The following is a 13449-nucleotide window of genomic DNA, read 5'->3' on the forward strand; positions in this document are numbered from 1 at the left end:
ATACCTCCTCGAGGGACGATCAGGCCGGTTCCCATTGGGAACCGGCCTGCGATGGACCGACAATTGTACGACGCCAACAACGGAAACGCGCGCACGAACCGCCCGCGGCTCAGGTCCGCGGGGCCGCCCGTCTGCCCCGGGGGCCAGGGCGGGCCCGGGTCAGCGGGCGTTGAAGTACTTGGCTTCCGGGTGGTGGATGACGATGGCGTCGGTGGACTGCTCGGGGTGGAGCTGGAACTCCTCGGAGAGGTGGACGCCGATGCGTTCGGGACTCAGGAGATCGGCGATCTTGGCGCGGTCCTCCAGATCGGGGCAGGCGCCGTAGCCGAGGGAGAAGCGGGCACCCCGGTACTTCAGGGCGAACATGTCCTCCATGTCGGCCGGGTCCTCACCGCCGAAGCCCAGCTCGGCGCGTACGCGGGCGTGCCAGTACTCGGCGAGGGCCTCGGCCAGCTGCACGGACAGCCCGTGCAGCTCCAGGTAGTCGCGGTAGGAGTCGGCGGCGAACAGCCGCGCGGTCTCCTCGCCGATCCGGGAGCCGACGGTGACCACCTGGAAGCCGACCACGTCCTGCTCCCCCGACTCCTCCGGGCGGAAGAAGTCCGCCAGGCACAGCCGGCGGCCGCGCCGCTGGCGGGGGAAGGTGAAGCGGGTGCGCTCGTTGCCCCGCTCGTCCAGGATGATCAGGTCGTCGTCCTTGGACACGCAGGGGAAGTAGCCGTAGACCACCGCGGCCTCCAGCAGGCTGTCCGTCTGGAGTCGCTCCAGCAGGCCGCGCAGCCGGGGCCGGCCCTCGGTCTCGACGAGTTCCTCGTAGGTGGGCCCGGCGCCGGTGCGGGCCTGCTTGAGCCCCCACTGGCCCTTGAACAGGGCGCCCTCGTCCAGCCAGGACGCGTACTCCTTGAGCTGGATGCCCTTGATCACCCGGGTGCCGCGGAACGGCGGCTCGGGGACCGGGTTGTCGGTGGCCACGTCGGAGCGGACGTGCCCCTCCTCCGGGCGCTGCTCCTCCACGACCTGGGCGGTGGCGGTCCGCACCCGCCGCTGCCTGAGTTCGGGCAGCTTCGCGCCCGGCACGCCCCGCTTGACCCCGATCAGGGCATCCATCAGGCGCAGGCCCTCGAACGCGTCACGGGCGTAGCGGACCTCCCCGTCGTACAGCTCGTACAGGTCCTGCTCGACGTAGGCGCGGGTCAGGGCGGCGCCGCCGAGGATGACCGGGTAGCCGGTCGCCAGGCCGCGGGCGTTCAGCTCCTCCAGGTTCTCCTTCATGATCACCGTGGACTTCACCAGCAGCCCGGACATGCCGATCACGTCGGCCCTGTGCTCCTCGGCGGCCTCCAGGATCGCCGAGACGGGCTGCTTGATGCCCAGGTTGACCACGTTGTAGCCGTTGTTGGACAGGATGATGTCGACGAGGTTCTTGCCGATGTCGTGGACGTCGCCGCGTACGGTCGCCAGCACGATCGTGCCCTTGCCCGCCTCGTCGGTCTTCTCCATGTGCGGCTCCAGGTGGGCGACCGCGCTCTTCATCACCTCGGCCGACTGGAGCACGAACGGCAGCTGCATCTGGCCGGAGCCGAACAGCTCACCGACCACCTTCATGCCGTCCAGCAGGGTGTCGTTGACGATGTCCAGGGCCTTGCGCGTGCTCAGGGCCTCGTCCAGGTCCCGCTCCAGGCCGTTCTTCTCACCGTCGATGATCCGCCGCTTGAGCCGCTCCTCCAGCGGCAGCGCGGCCAGCTCCTCGGCCTTGCCCGCCTTCAGCGACTTCGCCGTGGCGCCCTCGAAGAGCTGCATGAGCTTCTGCAGCGGGTCGTAGCCCTCGCGGCGGCGGTCGTGGATCAGGTCGAGCGCGGTGGTGACCTGCTCCTCGTCGAAGCGGGCGATCGGCAGGATCTTGCTCGCGTGCACGATCGCCGAGTCCAGGCCCGCCTTGACGCACTCGTCCAGGAACACGCTGTTCAGCAGGATTCGCGCGGCCGGGTTCAGGCCGAAGGAGATGTTCGAGAGGCCCAGCGTGGTCTGCACGTCCGGGTGCCGCCGCTTCAGCTCCCTGATGCCCTCGATGGTGGCCACACCGTCGCCCCGGGACTCCTCCTGACCGGTGCAGATGGTGAAGGTCAGGCAGTCGACGAGGATGTCCTCCTCGCGGATGCCCCAGTTGCCGGTCAGGTCCTCGATCAGCCGCTCGGCGATCTCCACCTTCTTCTCGGCGGTGCGGGCCTGGCCCTCCTCGTCGATGGTCAGCGCGATCAGCGCCGCCCCGTGCTCCCGCGCCAGGGCCGTCACCCGCGCGAACCGCGAATCGGGCCCGTCGCCGTCCTCGTAGTTCACCGAGTTGATCACCGCCCGGCCGCCGAGCTGCTCAAGGCCGGCCCGGATCACGTCGACCTCGGTGGAGTCCAGCACGATCGGCAGCGTCGAGGCCGTGGCGAACCGGCCCGCCAGCTCGCGCATGTCCGCGACCCCGTCCCGGCCGACGTAGTCCACGCACAGGTCCAGCATGTGCGCGCCCTCGCGGATCTGGTCGCGGGCCAGCTCCACGCAGTCGTCCCAGCGGCCCTCGAGCATGGCCTCGCGGAACTTCTTCGAACCGTTGGCGTTCGTCCGCTCGCCGATCGCCAGGTAGGAGGTGTCCTGCCGGAAGGGCACCGTCTGGTACAGGGAGGCCGCGCCCGGCTCCGGACGCGGGCTGCGCTCGACAGGGGACAGGTCCCGCACCCGCTCGACCACCTGGCGCAGGTGCTCCGGTGTGGTGCCGCAGCAGCCGCCGACCAGGGACAGTCCGTAGTCGCGCACGAAGTGCCCCTGCGCTTCGGCCAGTTCCGGCGCCGTCAGCGGGTAGTGCGCGCCGTCCTTGGTGAGCACGGGGAGGCCGGCGTTCGGCATGCACGACAGCGGGATGCGCGCGTGCCGTGACAGGTAGCGCAGGTGCTCGCTCATCTCGGCGGGGCCGGTCGCGCAGTTCAGGCCGATCATGTCGACGCCCAGCGGTTCCAGCGCCGTCAGCGCGGCGCCGATCTCCGAGCCCAGCAGCATGGTGCCGGTCGTCTCCACCGTCACCGACACGATCAGCGGGACCTCGTACCCGGCGGTCTCCATCGCGCGGCGGGCCGCGATGACGGAGGCCTTGGTCTGGAGCAGGTCCTGGGTGGTCTCCACGAGCAGCGCGTCCGCGCCCCCGGCGAGCAGGCCCTCGGCGTTCTGCCGGTAGGCGTCGCGGATGGCGGCGAAGGTGGTGTGGCCCAGTGTCGGCAGCTTCGTGCCCGGGCCCATGGAGCCCAGCACCCAGCGCGGGCGGCCGTCCACGGCGGTGTACGCGTCCGCCGCCTCGCGGGCGATACGGGCACCGGCCTCGGACAGCTCGGCGACCCGCTCGGCGATGTCGTACTCGCCCAGGGCGGTCAGGTTGGCCCCGAACGTGTTGGTCTCCACGCAGTCCACTCCGACCTCGAAGTAGGCGGAGTGGACCGAACGGACGATGTCGGGGCGGGTGACGTTCAGGACCTCGTTGCAGCCCTCCAGCTGCTGGAAGTCCTCCATCGAGGGTTCCTGGGCCTGGAGCATGGTGCCCATCGCTCCGTCGGCGACCACCACACGGGTGGCGAGTGCCTCACGCAGGGCGGACGCGCGGGTCCGGCTGTCGGCGGACGGGGTCGGCGGCAACGCGGCCATGAAGGGGCTCCCTCGGTGTGCGACGGCTGTCGGCTTTGCGCCTTGCCGTGAGGCGAGCAGGGCTCACTCCGGGCGAGGCGCACGCCGCCAGGGTAGCCGGGACCGGCCCCTCGCGGACGCGGCGTCCACCAAGCGGACGAGGATGGCGGCCGCAGGACCCCCGGGTGGCCGGGTCGCGCACCAGGCGCCGGCCGGGCATTGGCGGGGTATCGGCACGGACCGGTAGTGTTCGGCATTGCCGAACGGGCGCTACGGCGACAGTCGCGGCGTCGGCGGTCGAAGGGGACGGAGGCAGGACGGCGATGGCACGGAACATCCAGTCGCTCGAGCGGGCGGCCGCGATGCTGCGGTTGCTGGCGGGCGGTGAGCGGCGGCTGGGCCTGTCGGACATCGCCTCCTCACTGGGCCTCGCCAAGGGCACCGCCCACGGCATACTGCGCACTCTCCAGCACGAGGGCTTCGTCGAACAGGACGAGGCCTCCGGGCGGTACCAGCTCGGCGCGGAGCTGCTGCGCCTGGGCACCACCTATCTCGACGTGCACGAACTGCGGGCGCGTGCCCTGGTGTGGACGGACGATCTGGCCCGGTCCAGCGGGGAGAGCGTCTACCTGGGAGTGCTCCACCAGCACGGCGTGCTGATCGTGCACCACGTCTTCCGCCCGGACGACAGCCGGCAGGTGCTGGAGATCGGGGCGATGCAGCCGCTGCACTGCACGGCTCTGGGCAAGGTGCTGGCGGCGTACGACCCGGTGGCGCACAGCGAGGCGGTCGAGGCCGACCGCAAGGCGTTCACGGACCGGACCGTGTGCGGGATCGACGGCTTCGAGCACATCCTCGACGTCACGCGCGCGCGTGGCTACGCCGCCGACGTGGAGGAGACCTGGGAGGGCGTCGCCTCCGTCGCCGCCCCCATCCACGACCGGCGGCGCATGCCGGTCGGCGCGGTCGGCATCACCGGCGCCGTGGAGCGCGTCTGCCGTGACGGCGAACTGCGCCACGACCTGGTGGCAGCGGTACGCGACTGCGCCCGAGCGGTCTCCCGCGACCTGGGCGCGGGCCGCTTCTGACCCGGCCAGGCTGCAGGCCTCTGCACGCGGGCCGCCTCTCCCGGTCAGACTGCAAGCTGCTGCGCATGGGCCGCTTCTGACCGGGCCGGGCCGCGGGCCCCTACACGCGGGCCGCTCCTCGGCAGGGCCTCAGACCTCTGCGCGTAGGTCGCTCCTGACCCGGCCGGACCGCGGGCCTCTGCGCATGGGCCGCTCCTGAGCGGCCCGGGCTGCAGGCCTCTTGCGCGCGGGCCGCCTCTGACCCGGCCGAGGCCGCCGGCGTCCGCGCGCGGCCCTCTGCCTCCCGTACGACGAGGCCGGTACGCCGCCGGGCGCACCGGCCTTCGCCGTGCCCGCACGGCGAGGACCGGAGCCCTCGCGGCGGGCCGCCGCGCCCACACGGCAAAAGCGACCGCCCCAGCAGCGGCGGTCGGAACGCACGGCCCCTGCGGGCGTGACGGACGGTAATGATCGTGGTCCGAATGGTGAGAGGCCTTGACGGTTGGGAGACGTGGGGCGAGACTCCCGTCCAACGGTCGGCATTGTCGAACAGCTTGCGGCAATACGCGCTAGGGTGTGACAACGCCATGGGCCGGTATCGCCCTCACCCACGAGGGCGCGAGCCCCCGGCAGGAGGGACCCGGGGTTTCGGCCACCTCTGGACGAAGGACAAAGGAGTCGCGGGTGTCCAGCTCCGACATCTTCATCGGCGAGACCATCGGTACCGCCGTACTCATCCTGCTCGGCGGCGGCGTCTGCGCCGCGGTGACGCTGAAGGCCTCCAAGGCCCGCAACGCCGGCTGGCTCGCCATCGCCTTCGGGTGGGGGTTCGCCGTGATGACGGCCGTGTACATCTCGGGCCCCCTCTCCGGCGCCCACCTCAACCCGGCCGTGACCGTCGCCCTGGCCATCAGGAACAGCGACTGGACGGACGTCCCGACCTATCTCGGCGGCCAGATGCTCGGCGCCATGATCGGCGCGGCCCTGGTCTGGGTCGCCTACTACGGTCAGTTCCACGCCCACCTCACCGACCGGGAGATCGTCGGCGGCCCCGGCGCCCAGACCACCGCCGCCAAGGCGGTCGAGGCCCAGGAGAAGGGCGCGGGCCCCGTCCTCGGCATCTTCTCCACCGGCCCCGAGATCCGGCACGCCGTGCAGAACCTCGCCACGGAGATCGTCGGCACCGTCGTGCTGATCCTCGCCGTCCTCACCCAGGGCCTGAACGACCAGGGCAACGGCCTCGGCGTCCTCGGCGGTCTGGTCACCGCCCTCGTCGTCGTCTCCATCGGCCTCTCCCTCGGCGGTCCCACGGGCTACGCCATCAACCCGGCCCGCGACCTCGGCCCGCGCATCGTCCACGCCCTGCTGCCCCTGCCCGACAAGGGCGGCTCCGACTGGGGTTACGCCTGGATCCCGGTGGTCGGCCCGCTCATCGGCGGCGCCGTCGGCGCGGGCATCTACAACGTCGCCTTCGCCTGACGGCACCGCGCCGCACCCGAACGCCGTCCTCCCGCCCCACCGACCACGGACCACAGGAGCAGACAAGTGACCGACGCCCACACCGCCGGCCTCGCATCGCACGGCCAAGGGCCCTTCATCGCAGCCATCGACCAGGGCACCACCTCGAGCCGCTGCATCGTCTTCGACCGGGACGGCCGGATCGTCTCCGTCGACCAGAAGGAACACGAACAGATCTTCCCCAGGCCGGGCTGGGTCGAACACGACGCCACCGAGATCTGGACCAACGTCCAGGAGGTCGTCGCCGGAGCCATCGCGAAGGCCGGCATCACCCGCGACGACATCAAGGCCATCGGCATCACCAACCAGCGCGAGACCACCGTGCTGTGGGACCGGAACACCGGCGAGCCCGTCCACAACGCCATCGTCTGGCAGGACACCCGCACCGACGCCCTGTGCAAGGAACTGGGCCGCAACGTCGGCCAGGACCGCTTCCGCCGCGAGACGGGCCTCCCCCTCGCCTCCTACTTCGCCGGCCCCAAGGCCCGCTGGCTGCTCGACAACGTCGAGGGCCTGCGCGAGCGCGCCGAGGCGGGCGACCTGCTCTTCGGCACCATGGACACCTGGGTCATCTGGAACCTCACCGGCGGCACGGACGGCGGCAGGCACGTCACCGACGTCACCAACGCCTCCCGGACCCTCCTGATGAACCTGCACACCATGGAGTGGGACCCGAAGATCGCCGAGTCGATCGGCGTACCCACGCGGATCCTGCCCGAGATCCGCTCCTCGGCCGAGGTCTACGGCGAGATCAAGGGCGGCAGGCTGGGCGACCTGCTCGGCGGCATCCCGGTCGCCTCCGCGCTCGGCGACCAGCAGGCGGCCCTGTTCGGCCAGACCTGCTTCGCCGAGGGCGAGACCAAGTCGACGTACGGCACCGGCACCTTCATGGTGATGAACACCGGCGACAAGATCATCAACTCCTACAGCGGACTGCTGACCACCGTCGGCTACCGGATCGGCGACGACAAGCCGGTCTACGCCCTGGAGGGCTCGATCGCCGTCACCGGCTCCCTGGTGCAGTGGATGCGCGACCAGATGGGCCTGATCTCCACCGCGGCCGAGATCGAGACGCTCGCGCTCTCGGTCGAGGACAACGGCGGCGCCTACTTCGTCCCGGCCTTCTCCGGCCTGTTCGCCCCGTACTGGCGCTCCGACGCCCGCGGTGTGATCGCCGGCCTGACCCGGTACGTGACCAAGGCGCACCTCGCGCGCGCCGTCCTGGAGGCGACCGCCTGGCAGACGCGGGAGATCGCGGACGCCATGACCAAGGACTCCGGTGTCGAGCTGACGGCGCTGAAGGTCGACGGCGGCATGACCTCCAACAACCTGCTGATGCAGACACTCTCGGACTTCCTCGACGCGCCCGTGGTGCGGCCGATGGTCGCCGAGACCACCTGCCTCGGTGCCGCCTACGCCGCCGGTCTCGCCGTCGGCTTCTGGAACAGCACCGACGACCTGCGCGCCAACTGGCGCCGGGCCGCCGAATGGACCCCCCGCATGGACGCGGACGTCCGCGACCGCGAGTACAAGAACTGGCTCAAGGCCGTCGAGCGGACCATGGGCTGGCTCGACGACGAGAGCTGACGAGAGCCGACGAGGAGCAAGAACAAGCGATGACCGGTCAGTCCACCCTGCAGTCCGTGCCCGCCCTGGGGACGGCGCCCTCCTTCGGCCCGAACCCGAGCCGTGCCGAGACCCGGGAACAGCTCTCGAAGGCCGCCTACGACCTCCTCGTGATCGGCGGCGGCATCCTGGGCATCTCCACCGCCTGGCACGCCGCGCAGTCCGGTCTCAGGGTGGCCCTGGTCGACGCCGGCGACTTCGCCGGCGCCACCTCCTCCGCCTCCTCCAAGCTGCTCCACGGAGGCCTGCGCTACCTGCAGACCGGCGCCGTGCGGCTGGTGGCGGAGAACCACTTCGAGCGCCGTGCGGTCTCCCGCCGGGTGGCCCCCCACCTGGCGAACCCGCTCACCTTCTACCTGCCCGTGTACAAGGGCGGGCCGCACGGCGCGGCGAAGCTCGGGGCGGGCGTATTCGCCTACTCCGCGCTGTCCGCCTTCGGCGACGGCGTCGGCCACCTGCTCAGTCCGGCGAAGGCCGCGCAGGACGTGCCGGAGCTGCGCACCGAGAACCTCAGGGCCGTGGCCGTCTACGGCGACGACCAGATGAACGACGCGCGCATGGCCCTGATGACGGTCCGCGCCGCCGTCGAGTCGGGCGCGGTCGTCCTCAACCACGCCGAGGTGACCGGCCTGCGCCTCACCCGGGGCCGGGTCACCGGCGCCGAGCTGAGGGACCGGCTGTCCGGCGAGGAGTTCGGGGTGAACGCCCGTCTGGTGCTGAACGCGACCGGACCGTGGGTCGACCACCTGCGCCGGATGGAGGACCCGAACACGGCGCCGTCCATCCGCCTGTCCAAGGGCGCGCACCTGGTGCTGAGGCGCACCTCCCCGTGGAAGGCCGCGCTGGCCACTCCGATCGACAAGTACCGCATCACGTTCGCCCTCCCCTGGGAGGACATGCTGCTGCTCGGCACGACCGACGAGGAGTACGAGGGCGACCCGGCCGACGTCGCGGTCGACGACAAGGACATCGCCCAGATACTCGACGAGGCCGCGTTCTCCGTCCGCGACCAGCAGCTCGACCGCGACCTGATCACGTACGCCTTCGCCGGGCTGCGGGTGCTGCCGGGCGGCCCCGGGAACACCGCGAAGGCCAGGCGCGAGACGGTGGTGACCGAGGGCCGGGGCGGCATGCTGTCCGTGGCGGGCGGCAAGTGGACCACCTTCCGGCACATCGGCCGCACCGTGATGAGGAAGCTGGAGTCGCTGCCGGGCGCCCCGCTGGGCGAGGACCTCGAACCGGTCTCCTCGCTGCCGAGGAAGCTGCCGCTGCCGGGCATCGCCAACCCGCGCGCGGTCGCCCACCGGCTCCTGGTGGACCGTCCGGCGCCCGGCCCGCGCATGGCCGCCGACACCGCCAGGCACCTGGCCACGCACTACGGTTCGCTGGCCTTCGACATCGCCCGGCTGGCCAACGAGAACCCGGAACTGGGCGAGCGCGTCCACCCGGACGCCCCGGAGATCTGGGCACAGGTCGTCTGGGCCCGCGACCACGAGTGGGCCCGGACGGCGGACGACGTGCTGCGCCGGCGTACGACACTGACGATCCGCGGCCTGGCCACGGACGAGGTGCGGGCGAAGGTGCGGGACCTTCTCGACGGGAGGTGACCCGGCCCGGCCACCATGGGTGTTCGAAGGACTCGGACGGGGCAGTGATCCGTTCACTCCCCCGTGCAAGGGGGCTGCGGACGCCCCCGCCGAACGCCGTAAGGTTGGTGGGTCAGGCGAGGGCACGTCGGAAGGAGGCGCTGGGTGATCGAGCTCGAGGGGGTTCCCGAGCTGATCGACCCGGTCATGGTGGCCGCGTTCGAGGGCTGGAACGATGCCGGCGACGCCGCCTCCACCGCGGTCGCGCATCTGGAGAGGGAGTGGAAGGGCGAGGTCTTCGCGGCACTGGACGCCGAGGACTACTACGACTTCCAGGTCAATCGTCCCACCGTGTTCATGGACGGCGGCGTACGCAAGATCACCTGGCCGACGACCAGGTTGTCGGTGGTGCGCGTCGGCGGGGACAAGCCGCGCGACCTGGTGCTGGTCCGCGGCATCGAACCGTCCATGCGCTGGCGCTCGTTCTGCAACGAGCTGCTCGGCTTCGCGCACGAGCTGGGCGTGGAGCTGGTCGTCATCCTGGGCGCGCTGCTCGGCGACACCCCGCACACGCGTCCGGTCCCGATCAGCGGGACCACGTCGGATGCGGATCTGGCCCGTCGCATGGACCTGGAGGAGACCAAGTACGAGGGGCCGACGGGCATCGTCGGAATCCTCCAGGAGGCCTGCACGCACGCGGGTGTCCCGGCCGTGTCGCTGTGGGCGGCGGTCCCGCACTACGTGTCCCAGCCGCCGAACCCGAAGGCGACGCTGGCCCTCCTGAACCGTCTGGAGGACCTGCTCGACCTGCGCATTCCGCTGGGTGAGCTGCCGGAGGACGCGCGTGCCTGGCAGGTGGGCGTGGACCAGCTCGCCGCCGAGGACAGCGAGGTCGCGGAGTACGTCCAGACGCTGGAGGAGGCCCGCGACACCGCCGAGCTGCCGGAGGCGTCGGGCGAGGCGATCGCCCGTGAGTTCGAGCGGTATCTGCGCCGCCGGGACGGCGGCGGCCCGTCGCCGGGCGGCCACGCCACGGCGGACGGCGGCGACGGCGGCTCGTATCTGCGGGACGGCTCCGGTGGCCGGTCCCGGCCGCAGCGACCGCCGAAGGCGGAGTCGGACGAGAGCGACGCCGGGAACGACTCGTCGGAGGAGTGAACGGATCAGGGGCGGTGCGCTTCGTGCGCACCGCCCCTGACGCCGTGCCGGGCCGTCCGGGTCAGACAGCCACGCCCAGCAGGGCGTCCACGGCGCGCGAGACGAGGCCGGGGGCGCCGGTGTCCTCTCCGCCGCGCTCCTGCTGGAGGGCCGCCCAGCGGTCCACCGCGGCGAGAGCCGCCGGGGCGTTCAGATCGTCGGCGAGGGCGTCGCGGATCTCCTCGACCAGCGCGTCCGCGGACGGGCCGTCGGGCCGGGAGACGGCCGAGCGCCAGCGGTCCAGGCGCTCGACGGCGTCCTGGAGCACCTGGTCGGTCCACTCCCAGTCGGAGCGGTAGTGGTGGGCGAGGAGCGCGAGGCGGATCGCGGCGGGGTCGACGCCGTCGCGCCTGAGCTTCGACACGAAGACCAGGTTGCCCTTGGACTTCGACATCTTCTCGCCGTCGAGCGCGACCATGCCGGCGTGGACGTACGCCTTGGCCATGGGGAACTCGCCGGTGAGCACCTGGGCGTGCGAGGCGCCCATCTCGTGGTGCGGGAAGGCGAGGTCGGAGCCGCCGCCCTGCACGTCGAAGCCCATGCCGAGGTGGTCCAGGGCGATGGCGACGCACTCGATGTGCCAGCCGGGCCGGCCGCGGCCGAGGGAGCCGCCGTCCCAGCTCGGCTCGCCGTCGCGGGCGGCCATCCACAGCATCGGGTCGAGCGGGTTCTTCTTGCCGGGGCGGTCCGGGTCGCCGCCGCGCTCGGCGGACAGCAGCCGCATGGCCGCGGCGTCCAGGCGGGAGACCCCGCCGAAGTGGGGGTCGGACTCGACGGAGAAGTAGACGTCGCCTTCGAGTTCGTAGGCCGCGCCCAGGTCGCGCAGTCTCTCGACCAGCGGGACGATGCCGGGTATGGCCTCCACGGCGCCGATGTAGTGCCGCGGCGGCAGCATCCGCAGGGCCGTCATGTCCTCGCGGAACAGCGCGGTCTCCTGCTCGGCCAGCTCCACCCAGTCGACGTCGTCGCGCTGCGCCCGCTCCAGCAGGGGATCGTCGACGTCGGTCACGTTCTGGACGTAGTGCACCTGCCGCTTGGTGTCGAGCCACACGCGCTGCACGAGGTCGAACGCGTTGTAGGTCGCCGCGTGCCCCATGTGGGTGGCGTCGTACGGCGTGATGCCGCAGACATAGATACGGGCGACGGGACCGGGGTCGAGAGTGACCGGGCCACCGGTCGCGGTGTCGTGGATCCTGAGGTCGCGGCCCTCACCAGGCAGGGCGGGGACTTCGGAAGCGGGCCAGGCATGCATGTCATGAGCGTAACCGGACCGCGGTCCCGTCTTCGAACCGGACCACCCCGAACGGTGGCCGGCCCCTCCGCTCTCGGCCAGTCCCCGTCTGCTTTCAGACAGGCGGCCACGGGATCGCCGGCCAGTCCCCGGCCGGCTCCGGGTGGGCGCCTGAGGTGAGCAGCGCGGTCACCCGTGCCCGGGTGGCGTCGAGCTCGGCCGGGGTGATCAGGGCGGCCAGCCGCGCCGCGAGCGGGGCGCCGTCGCGAAGCGCGTCCCGCAGCACCTCGAGGACGGCCAGGACCTCCGGCGGCAGGGGGTCGCCCGCCCAGCCCCACAGCAGGGTGCGCAGCTTGTTCTCGACGTTGAAGGTGACGCCGTGGTCGATGCCGTAGAGGTGCCCGTCGGTGGTCGGCAGCAGATGGCCGCCCTTGCGGTCGGCGTTGTTGATCACCGCGTCGAGGACGGCAAGACGGCGCAGCCGCTCGTCGTCGGCGTGCACCAGCAGGGCCGTACGCCCCGCGCCGACCTCGGCGAAGCCGATCGCCTTCCACCCCGGGCCGGGTTCCTCGGCGTCCAGCAGCGCGAGCAGCTCGGCCTCGGGGGTCGCCTCGATCCACAGCTGGACCATGCCCTCGCCGTACGGGCCGTCGCGCAGCACGGTGGGCGGCACCAGGGACCAGCCGGTCGCCTCGGAGACCTCGTACGCCGCCACCTCGCGCGCGGCGAGGGTGCCGTCGGGGAAGTCCCACAGCGGCCGCTCACCGGCGACCGGCTTGTACACGCATGACGCCTCACGGCCGTCGTACGCGACCGTGCAGAACAGTGCCGCGTTGGAGGCCTCGCGGATGCGGCCGCGCACGGTCAGCTCGCCGTGGGCGAGCAGTTCGGCGGCCTCGGCGCCGGGCGTCACGCGCCGCGGCGGTATCCGTTCTGGCGCGGACATACGTGTCCTTCCGGGTCGAGCGGGAGACTGCACAGCGGGCACGGCGGCCGCCCGGCGTTGACGACGTCGAGGGCACGCTTGGCGAAGGCCCTCGCCTGCGCGCCGGTGAGCCGGACCCGCAGCATCGGGGGGCCGTTCTCCTCGTCCTGGAGCAGCCGCTCCTCGGCCTCGGCGAGGTCCTCCTCGGACTCCGCGTCGAGCTCGACGAGGGCCTGCGCCTCGACGATCATCCGCTGTTCCTCGCCGTCCCAGGCGAGCGCCATGGTGCCCACCCGGAACTCCTCCTCGATGGGAGTGTCCAGCGGTTCGCTGTCGGCGATCTCGGTGGGCGCAACGGCGGGCACGGAGGCGCTGCCGCCGCTGCGGCGCAGCACCTCGTCCAGCAGTTCGTCCATGCGCTCGGCGAGCGCGGCGACCTGGGTCTTCTCCAGGGCCACGCTGGTCACCCGGGGGCCCGCGGTGGCCTGGAGGAAGAACGTACGGCGCCCGGGCAGCCCGACCGTGCCGGCCACGAAGCGGTCCGGGGGGTCGTAGAGGAACACCTGACGGGACACGTCCTGTCTCCATGGGAATCGTGAGTGCGTCTGAATGGGGAAGTCGAAGGCGACCGCTTCACCCTAC

The 13449-nt window shown here is 71.9% G+C and carries 9 protein-coding genes; 5 read left to right on the forward strand and 4 right to left on the reverse strand.

The window, feature by feature from the left end; translation table 11 throughout:
• Positions 1–159: 159 nt before the first annotated feature.
• Positions 160–3678, reverse strand: coding sequence for a methionine synthase (gene metH / locus ACIOWN_RS09105; RefSeq protein WP_401981261.1), 3519 nt, complete (start codon positions 3676–3678; stop codon positions 160–162).
• 302 nt (positions 3679–3980) lie between these two features.
• Here metH and ACIOWN_RS09110 point away from each other — a divergent pair, with 302 nt between their 5' ends.
• The 5 genes from ACIOWN_RS09110 (at position 3981) to ACIOWN_RS09130 (ending at position 10612) form a co-directional block, all read left to right on the forward strand.
• On the forward strand, positions 3981–4745 hold the full coding sequence (locus tag ACIOWN_RS09110; RefSeq protein ID WP_362346880.1) for an IclR family transcriptional regulator: 765 nt from the start codon (positions 3981–3983) through the stop codon (positions 4743–4745).
• Between the two features lie 663 nt (positions 4746–5408).
• Positions 5409–6203, forward strand: coding sequence for an MIP/aquaporin family protein (locus ACIOWN_RS09115; RefSeq protein WP_362346878.1), 795 nt, complete (start codon positions 5409–5411; stop codon positions 6201–6203).
• A gap of 66 nt (positions 6204–6269) precedes the next feature.
• On the forward strand, positions 6270–7829 hold the full coding sequence (gene glpK, locus ACIOWN_RS09120) for a glycerol kinase GlpK (protein WP_362346876.1): 1560 nt from the start codon (positions 6270–6272) through the stop codon (positions 7827–7829).
• A gap of 29 nt (positions 7830–7858) precedes the next feature.
• Complete coding sequence (locus ACIOWN_RS09125) at positions 7859–9475, forward strand: glycerol-3-phosphate dehydrogenase/oxidase (protein ID WP_362346874.1); 1617 nt, start codon at positions 7859–7861, stop codon at positions 9473–9475.
• A 144-nt stretch (positions 9476–9619) separates the two neighbouring features.
• Positions 9620–10612, forward strand: a complete 993-nt coding sequence (locus tag ACIOWN_RS09130; RefSeq protein ID WP_362346872.1) for a PAC2 family protein — start codon at positions 9620–9622, stop codon at positions 10610–10612.
• A 61-nt stretch (positions 10613–10673) separates the two neighbouring features.
• Here ACIOWN_RS09130 and mshC read toward each other — a convergent pair whose 3' ends face one another.
• From mshC to ACIOWN_RS09145, 3 genes are all read right to left on the reverse strand, one after another.
• Positions 10674–11903 carry a cysteine--1-D-myo-inosityl 2-amino-2-deoxy-alpha-D-glucopyranoside ligase gene (gene mshC, locus ACIOWN_RS09135; RefSeq protein WP_362346870.1) on the reverse strand — a complete coding sequence of 410 codons (1230 nt, stop codon included), beginning with the start codon at positions 11901–11903 and terminating at the stop codon, positions 10674–10676.
• 94 nt (positions 11904–11997) lie between these two features.
• Complete coding sequence (locus tag ACIOWN_RS09140; protein WP_362346868.1) at positions 11998–12828, reverse strand: SCO1664 family protein; 831 nt, start codon at positions 12826–12828, stop codon at positions 11998–12000.
• A complete protein-coding gene (locus tag ACIOWN_RS09145; RefSeq protein WP_362346866.1) occupies positions 12792–13382 on the reverse strand; it encodes a DUF3090 domain-containing protein in 591 nt (196 codons plus the stop codon). The genes ACIOWN_RS09140 and ACIOWN_RS09145 overlap by 37 nt, the downstream gene beginning before the upstream one ends.
• Between the last annotated feature and the right edge of the window lie 67 nt (positions 13383–13449).

This window comes from Streptomyces sp. NPDC087787 (genome assembly GCF_044743035.1).
Taxonomy (GTDB): Bacteria; Actinomycetota; Actinomycetes; order Streptomycetales; family Streptomycetaceae; genus Streptomyces.